This window comes from Streptomyces sp. NEAU-W12 (assembly GCF_026242095.1).
GTDB lineage: Bacteria > Actinomycetota > Actinomycetes > Streptomycetales > Streptomycetaceae > Streptomyces.
Window position 1 is genome coordinate 267,671 of sequence record NZ_JAPJDM010000008.1, and the last position, 15,255, is coordinate 282,925.

Consider the following 15,255-nt stretch of genomic DNA (forward strand, 5'->3'; position numbering starts at 1 on the left):
GCGCCCGGCCCCCACCCGGGCGCCCCCCCCCCCCGGCGGGGGGGCCCGGCACCCCCCGGCCCCCCCACGGCGCTGGTGTCTCCGCTCCCCCGCGTCACGCCTTCAGGCGTTCCACCGCCGCCCGTACCCGCTCGTCCGTGGCGGTGAGGGCGACGCGCACGAACCGCTCGCCGGCCGGGCCGTAGAAGTCGCCCGGCGCGACCAGGATGCCGCGCTCCGCGAGGCGGGCGACCGTGTCCCAGCAGGACTCGTCGCGGGTGGCCCACAGGTAGAGCCCGCCCTCGCTGTGCTCGATGCGGAAACCGTGTCCGAGGAGGGCCATCCGCAGCGCGGTGCGGCGGGCCGTGTAGCGCTCGCGCTGGACGCGGACGTGGTCGTCGTCGCCCAGGGCCGCCGCCATGGCCGCCTGGGTGGGCGCCGAGGCCATCATGCCGCCGTGCTTGCGGATCTGCAGCAGCGGGCCGAGGACGGCGGGGTCGCCGGCCAGGAAGGCGGCGCGGTAACCCGCGAGGTTGGACCGCTTGGACAGCGAGTGCACGGCGACGATGCCGTCGTACGAGCCGCCGTTGACGTCCGGGTGCAGCACCGAGACCGGTTCGGCGTCCCAGCCCAGTTCGAGATAGCACTCGTCGGAGAAGACGAGGACGCCGTGCTCGCGGGCCCAGGCGACGATACGGGTCAGCTCCGCCTTGGAGAGCACCTGGCCCGTGGGGTTGGACGGGGAGTTCAGCCAGAGGAGCTTCAGGCCGGCCGGATCCAGCTCGGTCGGGCCCGGCGCGCCAGCGCCTGGTGTCAGCGAGTACGCCTGGTACTCCGCGCGGGCCAGGCGGGCGCCGACCTCGTACGTCGGATAGGCCAGGCGCGGGTACGCCACCCGGTCGCCGGGGCCGAGACCCAGCTGGGTGGGGAGCCAGGCGACCAGTTCCTTGGAGCCGACGACCGGCAGTACGTGGTGGTGGGTGATGTCACGGGCGCCCAGGCGGCGCTCCACCCAGCGGGTGAGCGCGTCGCGCAGTTCCGGGGTGCCCCAGACCGTGGGATAGCCCGGGGAGTCCGCGGCGGCGATCAGGGCCTTCTGGATCGGCTCGGGGACCGGGTCGACGGGGGTGCCGACGGAGAGGTCGACGATGCCGTCGGGGTGCGCGGCGGCCGTCTTCTTGTAGGGCTCCAGCTTGTCCCAAGGGAAGGTGGGCAGCCGGTCGGAGACTGCGGACACGGGTTCTCGCTCACTTTCTGGTACGACAAACGCCTCGGTCCCGTACGGCGTCGACCAGAGGCTGACCGACCGATCAGGCTGACCGGGCGCCGTACGGAACCGAGGCGGTACAGGTTCACACACCACTCGCGCGGCGACGGCGTCCCCGGGTGTGTCGCACACCCCGGGACGCGTCACGCGGGTGGCGTCCTAGGCCTGCGGCGGCAGCGCGGCGATGAACGGGTGGTCGCGCTCGATCAGCCCGAGCTTGCTGGCGCCGCCGGGTGAGCCGAGGTCGTCGAAGAATTCGACGTTGGCCTTGTAGTAGTCCTTCCACTCCTCGGGAGTGTCGTCCTCGTAGAAGATGGCCTCGACCGGGCAGACCGGTTCACAGGCGCCGCAGTCGACGCATTCGTCCGGGTGGATGTACAAGGACCGCCGGCCCTCGTAGATGCAGTCGACCGGGCACTCCTCGATGCACGCCTTGTCCTTCACGTCGACACAAGGCTGCGCGATGACGTAGGTCACGCTGTCGTTCCTCCTCGATAGGGCGCTGGCGGGCCTCCTCAGGCTCCGCCGCCTGGCGCGCGGGAGCGCGGCGTCGTCGATGCCCGCCCCTAGTATCTCCGTTCTTGGGCACGATCCGAACAGGAGGGGTGGACCGACCTGTGGAAATATCCGCCGCCGGACGTCTCGAGGTCCGTATCACCACTGCTGACGTGGGCAAACGGGTCTCCGTACGGAGCTTGATCGAACATGGTCCCCCGGGTGAGAAGTTCACCGACGCCGTCGGGGTTCTCACATCATGGGACAGCGGTGTGCTGCAGATCACACGCAAGAACGGCGAGGGCGTCCTCGTCCGGGAGTCCGCGCTGCTCGCGGGCAAGGTGATCCCGTCCGCACCGGCCCGCCGACGCGGTCCGGCCGCCTCGTACGAGGAACTGGCGCGGGTCGCCGCGCGGGCGTGGCGGCCCGTGGAGAGCGAGTCGCTGGGCTCCTGGGAGCTGAGGGCGGCAGCCGGGTTCACCCGCCGGGCCAACTCGGTGCTGCCGCTCGGCGACCCGGGCGTGGAGCTGGAGGAGGCGCTGACGGCCGTGCGCCGCTGGTACGCCGGGCGCGGGCTGCCCGCCTACGTGCAGACGGCGACCGGCGCCGAGGGCACGCAGGAGGCGCTGGGCGCGGAGCTGGAGCGGCGGGGCTGGGTGCGCGAGGTGACCGCCGAGCTGTGGGTCGGCGGGCTCGCGCCGGTCGCCGACCTGGTACCGGAGCCGTCCGGCGCGGAATCCGCCGGGGCGGACGTGGTCCTGTCCCGGGAGGCCGACGAGGCGTGGCTGGCGCGCTACCAGCGCCGGGGTCTGGGCGAGGTCGCCCTGAAGGTGCTGGGCAGTGGCCCGTCGGTGTGGTTCGCGACCGTGTCCAGGGACGACGAGGGCGCGGGTGGCGCCCCCGCCGCCATCGGGCGGTGTGTCGTGGACGGGCGGTGGGCCGGTTTCGCGGCCGTCGAGGTGGATCCGGCGCTGCGGCGGCGCGGGCTGGCGACCGCCGTGATGGCCGCGCTGGCCCGGCGGGCGCTCGACGAGGGCGCGTCGGCCGCCTGGCTCCAGGTGGAGGTCGACAACGCGGGAGCGCGCGCCCTGTACGAGAGGATGGGTTTCGCCGCACATCACTCCTACCATCACTACCGTGCGCCCCGGCCCTCGGCTCCGGCCGGTGACGGGTCGCCCTGAGAGGGCACGAACCGGTCATGCGCTCCCCTCATCCCCCGCCCCCGGAACGCTCCGCCGAGCTGCGGCGGCGGTTCGCCGAGGAGGCCCGGTCCGAGCGGCCGGATCTCGCCACACTGTGCCTGCTGATCGGCGCGCAGGCGGACGGCACGCTGGACGAGGCGGGCATCGACGCCGCCCAGATCGAGCTGGACGCGCTGGCGGGCCGCCTCCCCTACCGGCCCGGCGCCCCGCGCGCGTGGGCGTCGGCGCTGCGGGAGCTGTTGGGCGAGCGGTGCGGTTTCCACGGCACCCCGGGCGACTACCAGCGCCTGGAGTCGTCGCTGCTGCACGAGGTGCTGCGGCGCCGGCGCGGGCTGCCGATCCTGCTGTCGGTGGTGTGGCTGGAGGTCGCCCGGCGGGCGGGGGCGCCGGTGTACGGGGTCGGCCTGCCCGGCCACTTCGTGGTCGGCCTCGGGGAGAGCGGCGCGGAGGCGGAGCAGCAGGTGCTCGTCGACCCCTTCGAGGGCGGCCGGGTGCTGACCGGGGCGGACACGGAGCTGCTGGTCGCCGGGGCGACGGGGGCGCGGCTGGACCCGTCGATGCTGACGCCCGCCGATCCGCTGGACGTCGTGCTGCGCGTCCTGAACAACATCCGGGCATGGGCCGAGGCGCGCCCGGAGCGGTCGGACGTGTCACTGTGGGCGCTCGACCTGTCCCTGCTGCTCCCCTCACGCCCGGCGAGTCTGCGGTACGAACGGGCCCGGCTGCTGGTGCGGCGCGGCGATGTCCTCGACGGCGCGGAGGAGCTGGAGGCGTACGCCGACGTGGTCGCCGCGGTGGACGAGCCGGCGGCGGACCGGATCCGCGGCGAGGCCCGAGCGGCACGGGCGCTGCTCAACTGAGACTCGCCCCGTGAACCCCGTGAGCCGTGCCCGGAGGGCCCGCCCACACCTCGCTTGACATAGGTATGAGTCGAAGGACCCCACCGGTCGCCACCGCTTCGACATCCCCGGCGCCGTCCTGCTGGCCGTAGGTCTGGTCGCGCTCATCTTCGGCATCGTGAAGGGCGAGACGTGGGGCTGGACCTCGGCCGGAACCCTCGGCTCCATCGTCCTGGGCCTGGCGCTGCTGGTCGTCTTCGGCTGGTACGAGCCCCGGCAGGAGCAGCCGCTGCTGCCGATGCGCCTGTTCCGCAACCGGTCGCTGACCATCAGCTCGGTCATGACCCTGCTGAACTTCTTCGTGCTGCTGGGCGGCATCTTCTTCATCATGCTGTAGCTGCAGAACGTGCACGGGTACACGCCGGTCGAGGCCGGTGTCAGCACGCTGCCGCTGTCGCTCGCCTCGCTGTTCGCCTCTCCGGTCGGCTCCCAGCTGACCACCCGCTTCGGCCCGCGCGTCACGATTCCGCTGGGCCTGGTCCTTTCGGGCGCCGCCATGTTCGGCATGCTCTCCTGGAGCGTCGACTCGTCCTACGCCACGATGTGGCCGTCGTTCATCGCGCTGGGCCTCGGCGTCGGCATCGTGCTGCCCGCCACCGCCGCCGCGATCATCGGCAACGCGCCCGTCGAGGACGGCGGTGTGGCCTCCGGCCTGCAGCCCACCCTGCTGCGGATCGGCGGTGCGCTCGGCACGTCGGTGCTGGTCACCGTCATCGCCGGCAAGGTCGGTTCCTCGCTGTTCGGTGAGCTGATGACCGCAGGGGTCCCGACGGGCCTGGCGCACGGTCTGGAGCAGGCCGAGGACGCCGTCACGATGGGCATCGCCCCGGCCTCCGGCGACATGCCGCCACGGATCAGGGCCGCGGTCGTCGAGGGCAGTGGCCAGGCGTTCGTCAACGGTCTGCACGCCGCCGTCACCGTCACCGGCGTCCTGTGCCTCATCGGTGCCGTGGCCGCCGTCATCGGCATCAAGAGCCGCGCCGAGGAGATGAGGGACATGCGTGCCCGGTCGGCGAACGACGAGGAGCCCGTGGTGGTCGTCGCCGCTCACTGAGCGAGGCACGACGACACCCCCGCGCAGTACGTACACGTACACGCGCCCGCCCCGTCACGCACGTGACGGGGCGGGGCGGGGCGGGGACCCTGCGTCTCCACCGCACTTTTGGCTAGGCGGAGCCGCCGTACGTGCAGCCGGTCGCGCCCGTCATCGCCCAGTTCATGTACCGGGAGGTCTGCGGTCCGAGCACACCGTCCACGGCGAGGCCCTTGCTCCGCTGGACCTCCTTCACCTTGTTGGCGGTGGCCGGCCCGTACATGCCGTCCACGGCCAGGTCCGCGCCGGGGAAGCACCTGTTCAGCGACCGCTGGAGCAGCCTGACGGCCGTGTTCTGGGCGCCACCGTTGTAGCCGTCACCGCTGGAGAGGACACAGGTGACGTTGCGGCTGCCGGTGGTCGTGGTCGGCTTCTGGTAGTCGCCGTACTGAGTGGTGTAGGTCGAGTATCCCTGACAGTGGGTGGCCGCCTGGGCGGTGCCCGCTGTGCCGACCACCGCTCCGGTGGCGAGCAGTCCGAGAGTGGCGAGGGAAGCCGCGGCACGGCGCATGTTCATGGAAGTCCTTCCGTCGGAATCCGGCGTTACGGGCCTCGCGGTGGACGAGGCTCCGAGGGTGGACGGGCCGGGCCCGTCAGCTACGGCACGCGTCGCTGCCGCCGCCGTAGTTCTCCGACCACCAGCGCATGGCGTCACGGGTCTTGGGTCCGTAGACGCCGTCGACCGCCGTACCGTACTTGGCCTGTGCGTACCTCACGGCCTGCGCGGTCTTCGGCCCGTAGACGCCGTCCACGACGACGTTGTTCCGCGTCCAGGTGTTCACGCACATCCTCAGCGACCGCTGGAGCGCCTCCACCGCGTAGCCCTGGTTGCCCTGCGCGAGGATGCAGTTCGTGGACCAGCTGTTCGTGGACGGCTGGTTCGCGTAGTAGTGGCTGCCCATGTTCGTCTGCACGGCCGTCGTGCAGGTCGAAGCGGCGTGCGCGCCGGGTGCGGCGACGAGGCCGGCGCCGAGGAGTCCCGCGGAGACCGCGAGGACGCTGGTGGCACCGACGAGCTTCTTCTTGAGGTTCATACGTCTCCAGGTTTCCGTACCCCCACATCGAGCGGCCGGCCGGTGGGCGGGCCGCCCGCCTTGCGGTGTTGATCCTGGAAGCGCGTCCACGGAGGAACAAGACTTCTGGGACGTCCCGGGAGCCCCTGGGACGTCCCACCTGCTGACCTGCACCAATCCCGACGGGGCCGGGACGCAGGACGTGGACCTGCCGCCCGCCGGCCCTCCCCGGGGTCATGCGGGCGGCCTCCGCGATTGCCGGACGGACGGGACGGTTCTGGATGGCGGCGGGTGCCCCGAGGGCGGTGCCGACAGCCCCGAGCCCGGTGTGGCGGATGCCATACCGGGCTCGGGGGCGGACCGGACCTGCCGGTTTCCGGGTCAGCTGGGGTCGGTCTCGATCACGGCGACGCGGTCGCTGGTGCTCTGGAGCGCCGGACGCAGGGCACCGATCACGTCCTCGACGGTCACGGGGGTCTTCTCCCCGTTGCCGCGGGTGATGAGCACGCCGTCGAAGACGTCGCCGTAGAGCTCCTGGAGCGCCTTCCGGTCGTAGAACTCGACCAGTTTGCCGTCCTGCGCCTTGACGCCGAGGAACTTCCACAGCGAGTTCTCCGGGCTGAAGGCGATGCTCTGCCCGGTCCCGGTCTGGACCGTGACCAGGCCGGACATCGCCGGCTCGGCGAACTCCTTCATCATCCGGTCGACCTCGGCCTTGGACACGGTGGGGTCCTGGGTGGTCGTCGGCACCGTCACCGCGGACGAGGAGCCGGTCTCCACCTGGGTCCGGTACGCCTCCTCGACCGCCGCGGTCGACTTGTCGGCGTCGATGCCCGCGCCGGGCTTGCCGTAGACGGCGACGGCCTTGCCGGACTCGAACCTGATCGTGCCGTCGTTGCCGGAACCGCCCGCCGCCTCGAGGGCGGCGTGCAGCTTCTCCTCGTCGACGGGGATGACGGGGTCGACGACGCGGCTGTTGCCGAAGAGGGAGCCGATGACGGAGACCGGGTTGTAGTCGCTCCGGGCCGCCGCGCCGACGGTGGCGGCGGTGTCGAGCTGCAGTCCGGCGTTGTCCGGCTCGAGTTCGACGGTCTTGTCGCCGACGGTCAGCTTGAGCGGCTTGTCCAGCCGGTCGGCGAGGGCCTGGTCGAGCGTCTTCACGGCCTCGTCGCGGGTGCCGCCGCCGATGTCGACGCCGAGCACGGTGGTGCCCTTGGGCACGTCGGAGTGGTTCATCAGCAGACCGGCGCCGTAGGCGACACCGGCGAGCAGGAACACGCCGCCGACGAGCAGGGGGAGCTTGCGGCGGCCCTTCTTCTTCGGTGCCTTCGAGGAGGTCGCCGGGGGCGGGGTGGCCGGGTCGGGCAGCCTGGGCGGCGTGTGCGTGCCGGGGGCGCCGAAGGGGTCGCCCGCGTCGAAGGAGGCGCTCGCCGGGACGACCGGGATGCCGCTGGTGACGGCCTGCCCGGAGACGTCGTCGTGGCGGACTCCGTAGCCCGGGGTGTCCTGCTCGTGGGCGGGGAGCTGCGGGGTGAGGCTCGCGGTGTCGTCGCTCAGCCCACCGCCGGGGCGGGGGCCGCCACGGACATCGCGCGGGCCGCTGCCGGGCGGCAGGTCCAGCGGGCCGGTCCGGCCGTTCTGACCTGTCTGACCGGTGACGGGCCCAGTCGTGGCACCACCCGGACCACCGAAACCACCGGGACCACCCGGACCACCGGGGCCCTCCGGACCGGCAGGTCCACCGGGACCGGCAGGCCCACCGGGTCCGCCCTGACCGCCGTACGGCGACTGACCGGGGTGGCCCGCCTGGCCGGAGTGACCCGCCTGGCCGTTCCGCGCTTCGAGGTCGTCGTCCGTGAAGAACGGCGTGCCGTCGAGGCGCGGCTCGCCGCCGCTGTTCCCGCCCGCGTCCGGGCGCTGGTCGCCCGGACGGGCACCGCCGTTGCCGCGCGGGCCGCCGGCCAGCGCCTCGGTCACGTCGAAGGAACCGGTGCCGCCGCCGTGCCCGGGTGCGACCGGTCCGCCGGTCGCACCGGAGAGCCCGGAGCCGTTGCCGCCGCCGGGTGCGGAACCGTTCGTGCCGCGGGGACCACCGGGGGCACCCGGGCCACCGGGCCGGGAGCCGCCGCCCGTCACGCTCATGCCGCCGCCCACGCCGGGCGGACGTCCACCCGGACGCGTACCGCCGCCGGAAGTACCGGACGGGCCCGAAGGTCCGGCCGCGCCGAGCGCCCGCGGGCCGCCCGCGGGACCCGAACCGCCCGCCGGACCGGCTCCGTTGCCGGAGTTGCCGCCCGCAGCGCCCTTGCCCGGACCGGACTTGCGCGGCGCGAACCACTCGCTGGTCGGCTTGTCCGGCGGGGCCGCCTGCTGCGGCACGGACGCCCGCGGCGCGCCCTGCGGGCCACCCTGCGCGCCCGCGGCGGGAGGCTCGACGGCACCGGGGCCGTGGCCGGTTCCGTTGCCGGCGCCCGGCGTCCGGGGGGAACCCGGTGCCGGGGCCTGGGTGTTGGCCCCGCCCCGGTCCCGGTTCCGGTCCGCGCCCTGGGTGTCGGCGTCGTCCGTGCCTTCGCCGTCCGTGACGGTCTTGCGCACGACGACCGGCGGAATGGGCCGGGAACCGGGGATGTTGATCCGGATTCTGGTCGTCAGCGTGGTCTCGGTCTTGCGGTCGTCCGGACGCTGCTCGGCAGGCCGGCCCGCGGCCGCCGCCTCACCCGGAACCGCCGGGATCCCGTAGGGCGGGGTGCCCGACGGATAGGCGGCTCCGCCGCGCCCGTTGGGCCCGTTGGACGGGGTGTCAGTTTCACGACTCAAGGCAGGTTCTCCTGGTTGGCTCCGCCGCCCGTCACGACCTCACGGTGGGGGTCTCCCCCCACTCGACCGGAGCCGAGAGTTCGGGGAGGCTCAACGGCGCGCGCACCACCATACTGGCCACATCCGGCCGGTATCTCCTGACCGTGGCGGAAACCCCCACCGGACCCGTGCGCGCCACCGCAGCGAAGCGGTATGTCATTTCCCAAGTCGGACGGGAACGCCGCCTGGTTGCCGCCCCGGGGCGAGGGTGGCACACATCACAGCGACGGCGATGCCGCCGAGCAGGAAGAGGTAGGAGCCGGCTCCCGCGGCGAACACGAAGTCGCCTTCCGGCCGGCTGGCGGTGAGCAGGAGGACGACGAGCACCCAGCCGCCGGCGGCCGACGCGGCCCCGGCCCGGCTCCGCAGCGCGAGCGCCCCGCCCAGGCAGAGTCCGGCCTCGGCGGCGAGGGCGAGCAGCAACCCGCCCGGGAACCACCCGGGCTGCACCAGCGTCCCGGCCACCCCGACCACGGCGCCGAGCAGGAACAGCCCCACGCAGGCGGCGATCCGCCCGACGGGGGGCAGCCGCAGCGGCTGGGCCAGCGCCGAGACCGGCGCGTTCCCGTTCGCCCGGCCGCTCACGACGCCTCCCCGGTCCCGGGCGCCGTACCGCCCCCGCCCGCGCCCCCGTCTCCGACTCCGGCTCCGACTCCGGCGAACAGGTCGTTCTCCCGGCCGGGGGCCCGCGCACCGCGTACCAACTCGTAGTACTCGGTGGTGAACAGCGGCTGGGCGAGTGCGTTGGAGAGCACGAAGTACGGCGCGTACGGCTCGGCGACGGTGATCTGGGTGGCGTGGGCGCGCATCGCGGCGGCCTTGGCGGCGGCGTACGCGGTGCCGTCGATCTCGGTGGTGACCCGTTCGTCGTCGACGACGCCGGGAACGTCACCGACCTCGCCCGCCGTGTCGAACGGCAGCCCGGGCAGTGCGTCGTCCAGCCGCGCGAAGGCGGCCTCGGCGACGGAGCGGGGCACCCGGTTCCAGTAGACCTTGGGGATGTCCCAGCCGTCTTCGGCGGCGAGTTCGACGGCGCGCATGGCGACGCGGTGCGCCTGGACGTGGTCGGGGTGCCCGTAGCCGCCGTTCTCGTCGTACGTGACGAGCACCTGGGGCCGGACCTCGAGGATCACCTCGGCGAGGAGGCCGGCGGCCTGGTCGACGTCGGCCTGCCAGAAGCAGCCGGGGTCGTCGTTGTCGGGCAGGCCCGTCATCCCGGAGTCGCTGTAGCGTCCGGCGCCGCCGAGCAGCCGGACGTCGTCGACGCCGAGGGCGCGCATCGCCTCGGTCAGCTCCCCCATCCGGTGCTGCCCGAGAGCGGCACCGCTCAGGTGGGCGAGCTCGGGCGGGATGACCTCGCCCCGCTCCCCGAGCGTGCAGGTGACCAGCGTCACCTGCGCGCCCTCGGCGGCGTAGCGGGCCATGGTGGCCCCGTTGTTGATCGACTCGTCGTCCGGGTGGGCGTGCACCAGCAGCAGCCGCCGAGCAGGCAGTTCCGTCATGGGGCCAGCCTACGAGGCCCCCGGCCGGGGTGAGGGCGCGGCGTTGTCACACCCCGCCCTTAGGTTGCGTTCCATGACTTCGAACCGCTCCGGCGCGGCGTCCCGGCTCGACCCGTACCGGGCGCTCCTGGACCGGGGGAACGCCTCACCGACCCGCGCCCGCAAGGCCGTCCGGGACCTCCTCCTGTTGCCGGAGGGCGGCGAGGCGCTGGAACTGGCCGCCCGGTTCGCCCGGACGGCGGAGTACGACCCACAGGCCCTGCTGCGGTTGTGGCCGACGGCCGCCGATCCGGACGGCTTCTGCGCACACCTGCTCGCCCCCGCCCTCGCCCGCGAGGGGCTGACCGAGCTGCGGCTGCGCCGCATGACGTCCCTCCGCGGCCTGCGCCACCTCACCATGCTCCGCACGCTGCGTGTCGACCGCTGCACGCGGTTGACGGACCTCACCGACCTCGGCGCCCTCACCGGGCTGACCGACCTCGACCTGGGCGGCTGCTCGGACGTGGAGGACCTCACTCCGCTCGGCGGCCTCACGGGGCTGACCCGGCTCGGCCTGCGCGGGTGCCGGCGCGTGGAGGACGTCACCCCGCTGCTGACGCTGGGCTCGCTGCGCGAACTGGACCTGGGCATGACCGGGGTGCGCTCCGCCGTCGGCTTCGGTTCCGCGTTTCCCGCGCTGGAAAAGCTGTCACTCCATGGCTGCGGGGAGTTCGAGGAGGCACGTCAGCTGTCCGGGCTGCCCCGGCTCACCGTCCTCGACCTCGACGGCACCGGGATCCGGGACCTGAGCGGGCTGGGCGGCCTCCCCGCACTCACCGGCCTGGCCCTGAGCGGCTGCCGCCGCCTCCGCGGCCTGGAGGGCGTCGACGGACTGGCCGCTCTGCGGCACCTGCGCGTCGTCGGCGCCCCGGCTCTGAGGACGCTCGGCGGACTCGGGACGCACTCCGGCCTCACCTCGTTCGGCGTCGACGCGTGCGCCGGACTGACCGACCTGGGCGCCCTGTCCGGCCTGACGTCCCTGACCCTGCTGAGCGTGCGGCAGTGCGAACGGCTCGCGTCCCTCAAGGGTGTTGAAGGTCTCCCCCACCTGGCGGCCGTGACGCTCGAGGGCTGCCCCTCCCTGCGGGACTTCTCCGCGCTCGCCGCCCTGCCCGCCCTCGGGGAACTGGAGATCCGGGACTGCGACCGGCTGGAGAACCTGGGGTCCCTGGGCACCCTCGCCCGGCTGACCGAGCTGCGGGTCCACCAGTGCCACGGTTTCCGCACCCCGGGTGATCCCGGCGGTCTGCCGATGCTGCGCAGGCTCTACCTCTTCCGCTGCCCCGCCCTGACCGACATCGACCGCGTCAACGGTCTGCCGTCGCTGGAGACGCTCTCGGTGCGGGACTGCCCCGCGCTCACGGACCTCGGCGGCCTGACCGGCTCGCCGCTGACCAGGCTGATCGTCCACGGCATGCCGGACCTGGTGTCGCTGCGCGCCCTGGAAACGTGTCCCGGGCTGCGGACGCTGAGCCTCGGCTCCTGCCCACGCGTGGTCGACGTCCCCGGCGGCTCCCTGGAGGAGGTCGGCGTGGAGGACGTGCCCTGGAAGGACCTCTCCGCCCTGGCGGCCCTGAAGCACCTCCGCGTCCTGCACGTCCCGCGCCTGGCCGACCTGGAGGACGTGAGCGCCCTGGCCGGCCTGCCCCACCTCACCGAGATCGACCTCGGCCACTGCTCGGGGCTCACGGACTGCGACGCGCTGTCCGCCCTGCCGTCCCTGCGGAAGGTCAGGGTGCCCCGCCGGATGCTCCACACCGATGAGGGCCACCCCTGTCCGTCCGTGGCCGCGCTCACGGCACGCGGAGCGACCGTCACCGCACCGCCCTGATCATCCGGCCACCGCACGCCCGTGCCGCGCCGCGTTGCCGCACCGGCGGCAGCGGACCGTATACACGGGGCGCCGCTGTGACCGTCCGGCCCCCGAACCCCCGGATCGGTGCGACGGCGGTCGGCCTGTGCCGGCCAGGCCGTCACGCCTCGTCGTCGAGTACGCGCGCGATGGCCAGAGCGATCCGGTCGATCCGGTCGATGGCGTCCGTCACGGCGGCCTCGTCGATGGGGCGGCGCTGTTCCAGGTCACCGTCGACCAGGGGCGACGGCGCGGTCACGGCCCGCACCCATGCCCTGCGGGATGCCGACGACGATCCTGCCGCCCCCGCCGCCGTCTGCAAGGACCTGGTCGGCCGCCGCATCCTCACCGACCAGGGCGCCGAAATGGGCACCTTCCAGGACACCGACACCGGAGCGGTCCTGATCGTGCGCGGCGTCAACGACCACCACTCCGGTGCCGCGCCGACCGGCATCGGCTCCTACGCCCTCCTCATCACCACGAGGTCCTGACCCGCCACCAGTCCCGAAGCGCCGAGCCTACGGGCGCTGCCCGGACGGAGCGGGCTCCCTCGTCTTCTGGATGTCCGCTGGGGCGCGCCCTGCTTCCGATGGCCAGAGGCCGGAGCGGCGGTCAGTGATCGGCGTCGGGAACGCGGAGATCGGAAGAGCGCGCCCCTACGGCCTCTCTCGGGGGCGGGACTGGGGACTGACGGGGATTGAGGAGGGCTGTGTTGACGGTGGAGGTCCACCGTTCGTACCAGGTTCCCTGGTCCCGACGCAGCAGGACCGTCAGTCCTGGGCCGCCCCAAATGAGGACAGCTGCGAGCAGGGTGAGGTGCGGGAGCAATCGACCGGCGGGTTCGGGGAGCTCGAGCGACGCGGTGTGGTGGGTCAGGGCGGTCCAGGCCAGGGCGAGGGGGCAGTACACGATCCAGGCGCGCAGGGTGAGGCGCAGCGGACCTGCTCGGGTGCCGTCGGGCCGGGTGAGGTGCAGGAGCACGGCCCGTTTGCCGGGGGTGGTCGCGAAGACGGCCGGCAGCAGCCAGAACCAGACCAGCCCGAGGGCGGCGCCGATCGGCAGCGCGTAGTGCCGACCGGTGTGCCAGGAGGTGGCGACGGCGAGCAGGCCGGTGGCCAGTGTCCAGACGATGAGCCAGCCGCCCAGGTCGGTGAGGAAGGCGAAGAGCCGTCGGGTGAGGGTGACGCGCCCTGCGTAGCGGCGGCGTTCGCGGTCGGGGTCGTTGACGGGCAGCAGGCGGATGAGAGGGCCGGCGGCGATCCACCCCAGGGCCGCGCCGGCAGTGTTGAGGATGAGGTCGTCCACGTTGAACTGCCGGTAGGGGCAGGCGTAGACGAACCACAGACCGGTGTACTGGGTGGTTTCGAAGAACAGGGAGGTGACGAAAGCCGCGGACGCCGCACGGATCAGCCGCTGCCGCAGGTAGTAACGGAGATAGATGCCCAGCGGCAGGAGCAGCACGGCGTTGAGCAGCGTGGTCCAGGTAGGGGCGAGATGTACCAGCGCGCCGGGCGACCAGTTGCCGCCCCCCGCAGAGGAGATCGTGGCGTGGAAGGCGAAGGGCTCCAACTGCGGTTCTGCGGCGTAGTGGACGGAGGTGCAGTGTTCGTCCGCGCGGGCGGGCAGCGGCATCACCGTCTGCAGCAGCGCGGCGAGCAGGTAGAAAACGAAGCTGTAGAACACGAGAACCGGCCAGCCCCCTGCCCGGCCGCGCCTGCGGTACCCGCGGACTGCGGCCGGCCCCAGGATCACCGCGGCGACGAGCGGGAACAAGGTGACCGCGGCCTCGACGGGCAACAGGTAGGTGCGGAACACGGCCTACACTTTCTGCGGCTGACGGACGATTGGCTCCGCCGCGGACTGCGGGAAGCAGGTGGCACGGCGAAACGGCCGACCCGAACGGGCAGGCCAGGCCCGGAGGACTCGATGTGCGCGCCGGATGCCAGAGTAGGGCCCGCGCAGACCGTCGACACGCACCACCACAGGAACGTATGCACCGGATGACCCGTCCCGACCATGTGCGGAAGCAGTGTGGCGTCGAAGTCCAGGACCGGTCCGGGCACTTCCCGCCCACCGGCTTTCGCCGCCGGTATGCCGCAGCGGGTCTCGGATGCCTGGAGCCGAGCCACTTCCCGTGCCTGAGCCCGGGCTGAGCGCAGGCGGTCCAGTACGCGTTCACCGACGGCGGCCAGCAGCCGCCAGGTCGTCGGCGTCGAGGCGACCGGGCCGAGGACGGCCGGCTCGGCCCACAGCATCGCGACGTCCGCGAGGCAGGCCCGCCCCGTGCGACCGCCAGGACGGCGTCCAGGAGGACCTTGCCGGGATCGTGGACAGCCCGCTGCTTACGCCACGGGGCGAGCGCGGCGGATATTGCCTGATCAAGGCCGGTCTTGCGGACCGTCCCCACCAGCAGTACGGACCCGGCCGGGAGACCACCCCGTGGCCGCCGCCCCCGACACGGACATGTACCAAGACCGACACGCCGCGCTACCTCATCGATACTGTGGCTACCGGATTCGAGGAGTTGCCTGGCAAGGTCGATCCGAGCGGTCAGCAGCCATTGCGTCGGCGACAGGCCGGCCTCTTCGACGAAGCGGCGGGCGAACGCACGCTCGGACAAGGTGCTGTTCGTACCGGGAGGAGCCGTGGACAACGCGACGCTCGACAGCAGGGTCATCGAATTCCTCGCGGACCGTGGCGCTACCGCCTCGTACATCACGTCGGTCTGCACCGGATCCCTCGTTCTGGCCACCGCCGGTCTGCTGGACGGCTACCGTGCAGCCACACACTGGTCTACACGCGACCTGTTGGCACGGCTGGGCGTCGAGGTGTCGACGGAGCGGGTGTGCATCGACCGGAACAGGATTTCCGGGGGCGGCGTGGGCCGTGATGGTTGCCGGGGACGGTCTCGCAAGGCGAGGCGGGAAAAGACTCCGTATCCGCTGCAGCGAGCAGGGCACCTTCCTGGTGGTTGAGCGTGCGGGGTGGGACCGCTGACAGCGGCTCACCGCCCTCGCCCGACGGCCGGGCACTGCCCCGTCAAGGGCCAGGAAGGAGA

At 73.0% G+C, this 15,255-nt stretch carries 13 protein-coding genes and 3 pseudogenes; 6 read left to right on the top strand and 10 right to left on the bottom strand.

Annotated elements, in window-relative coordinates; genetic code table 11:
• Positions 1–94: 94 nt before the first annotated feature.
• On the bottom strand, positions 95–1,216 hold the full coding sequence (locus ORI94_RS12715; protein ID WP_266074629.1) for a bifunctional succinyldiaminopimelate transaminase/glutamate-prephenate aminotransferase: 1,122 nt from the start codon (positions 1,214–1,216) through the stop codon (positions 95–97).
• A gap of 189 nt (positions 1,217–1,405) precedes the next feature.
• Positions 1,406–1,723, bottom strand: coding sequence for a ferredoxin (gene fdxA / locus ORI94_RS12720; protein WP_042172700.1), 318 nt, complete (start codon positions 1,721–1,723; stop codon positions 1,406–1,408).
• Between the two features lie 140 nt (positions 1,724–1,863).
• Between fdxA and ORI94_RS12725 the strand changes: the two genes are divergently transcribed.
• From ORI94_RS12725 to ORI94_RS12735, 3 genes and pseudogenes are all read left to right on the top strand, one after another.
• The gene (locus ORI94_RS12725; RefSeq protein ID WP_266074630.1) at positions 1,864–2,922 is read left to right on the top strand and encodes a GNAT family N-acetyltransferase; all 1,059 of its coding nucleotides are present in this window, start codon (positions 1,864–1,866) and stop codon (positions 2,920–2,922) included.
• Positions 2,923–2,939: 17 nt separating this feature from the next.
• The gene (locus ORI94_RS12730) at positions 2,940–3,803 is read left to right on the top strand and encodes a transglutaminase-like domain-containing protein (RefSeq protein WP_266074631.1); all 864 of its coding nucleotides are present in this window, start codon (positions 2,940–2,942) and stop codon (positions 3,801–3,803) included.
• A 70-nt stretch (positions 3,804–3,873) separates the two neighbouring features.
• Positions 3,874–4,896, top strand: a pseudogene (locus ORI94_RS12735) (MFS transporter); the annotation flags it as partial.
• A gap of 112 nt (positions 4,897–5,008) precedes the next feature.
• Here ORI94_RS12735 and ORI94_RS12740 read toward each other — a convergent pair.
• The 5 genes from ORI94_RS12740 to mshB all read right to left on the bottom strand — a co-directional run bounded on the left by ORI94_RS12740 (position 5,009) and on the right by mshB (position 10,306).
• A complete protein-coding gene (locus ORI94_RS12740; protein WP_266074632.1) occupies positions 5,009–5,452 on the bottom strand; it encodes a peptidoglycan-binding protein in 444 nt (147 codons plus the stop codon).
• Positions 5,453–5,528: 76 nt separating this feature from the next.
• A complete protein-coding gene (locus tag ORI94_RS12745; RefSeq protein WP_323056048.1) occupies positions 5,529–5,969 on the bottom strand; it encodes a peptidoglycan-binding domain-containing protein in 441 nt (146 codons plus the stop codon).
• A 360-nt stretch (positions 5,970–6,329) separates the two neighbouring features.
• On the bottom strand, positions 6,330–8,765 hold the full coding sequence (locus ORI94_RS12750; RefSeq protein ID WP_266074633.1) for a hypothetical protein: 2,436 nt from the start codon (positions 8,763–8,765) through the stop codon (positions 6,330–6,332).
• Between the two features lie 195 nt (positions 8,766–8,960).
• Complete coding sequence (locus ORI94_RS12755; RefSeq protein WP_266074634.1) at positions 8,961–9,389, bottom strand: DUF6113 family protein; 429 nt, start codon at positions 9,387–9,389, stop codon at positions 8,961–8,963.
• Positions 9,386–10,306, bottom strand: coding sequence for an N-acetyl-1-D-myo-inositol-2-amino-2-deoxy-alpha-D-glucopyranoside deacetylase (gene mshB / locus ORI94_RS12760; protein ID WP_266074635.1), 921 nt, complete (start codon positions 10,304–10,306; stop codon positions 9,386–9,388). The genes ORI94_RS12755 and mshB overlap by 4 nt, the downstream gene beginning before the upstream one ends.
• A 73-nt stretch (positions 10,307–10,379) precedes the next feature.
• Between mshB and ORI94_RS12765 the strand changes: the two genes are divergently transcribed.
• Both ORI94_RS12765 and ORI94_RS12770 read left to right on the top strand, forming a co-directional pair.
• Complete coding sequence (locus tag ORI94_RS12765) at positions 10,380–12,176, top strand: leucine-rich repeat domain-containing protein (protein ID WP_266074636.1); 1,797 nt, start codon at positions 10,380–10,382, stop codon at positions 12,174–12,176.
• A gap of 170 nt (positions 12,177–12,346) precedes the next feature.
• Positions 12,347–12,688 carry a hypothetical protein gene (locus ORI94_RS12770; RefSeq protein WP_266074637.1) on the top strand — a complete coding sequence of 114 codons (342 nt, stop codon included), beginning with the start codon at positions 12,347–12,349 and terminating at the stop codon, positions 12,686–12,688.
• 121 nt (positions 12,689–12,809) lie between these two features.
• On the opposite strand, the gene ORI94_RS12775 is transcribed toward ORI94_RS12770, so the two are convergent.
• From ORI94_RS12775 to ORI94_RS35500, 3 genes and pseudogenes are all read right to left on the bottom strand, one after another.
• Complete coding sequence (locus ORI94_RS12775) at positions 12,810–14,012, bottom strand: VanZ family protein (RefSeq protein WP_266074638.1); 1,203 nt, start codon at positions 14,010–14,012, stop codon at positions 12,810–12,812.
• A gap of 209 nt (positions 14,013–14,221) precedes the next feature.
• Positions 14,222–14,678, bottom strand: a pseudogene (locus ORI94_RS12780) (transposase); the annotation flags it as partial.
• A 49-nt stretch (positions 14,679–14,727) separates the two neighbouring features.
• Positions 14,728–14,913 (bottom strand): annotated as a pseudogene (locus ORI94_RS35500) (hypothetical protein); the annotation flags it as partial.
• Here ORI94_RS35500 and ORI94_RS12785 point away from each other — a divergent pair.
• Positions 14,843–15,172, top strand: a complete 330-nt coding sequence (locus ORI94_RS12785; protein WP_416237809.1) for a DJ-1/PfpI family protein — start codon at positions 14,843–14,845, stop codon at positions 15,170–15,172. The pseudogene ORI94_RS35500 and the gene ORI94_RS12785 overlap by 71 nt on opposite strands.
• Positions 15,173–15,255: the final 83 nt, after the last annotated feature.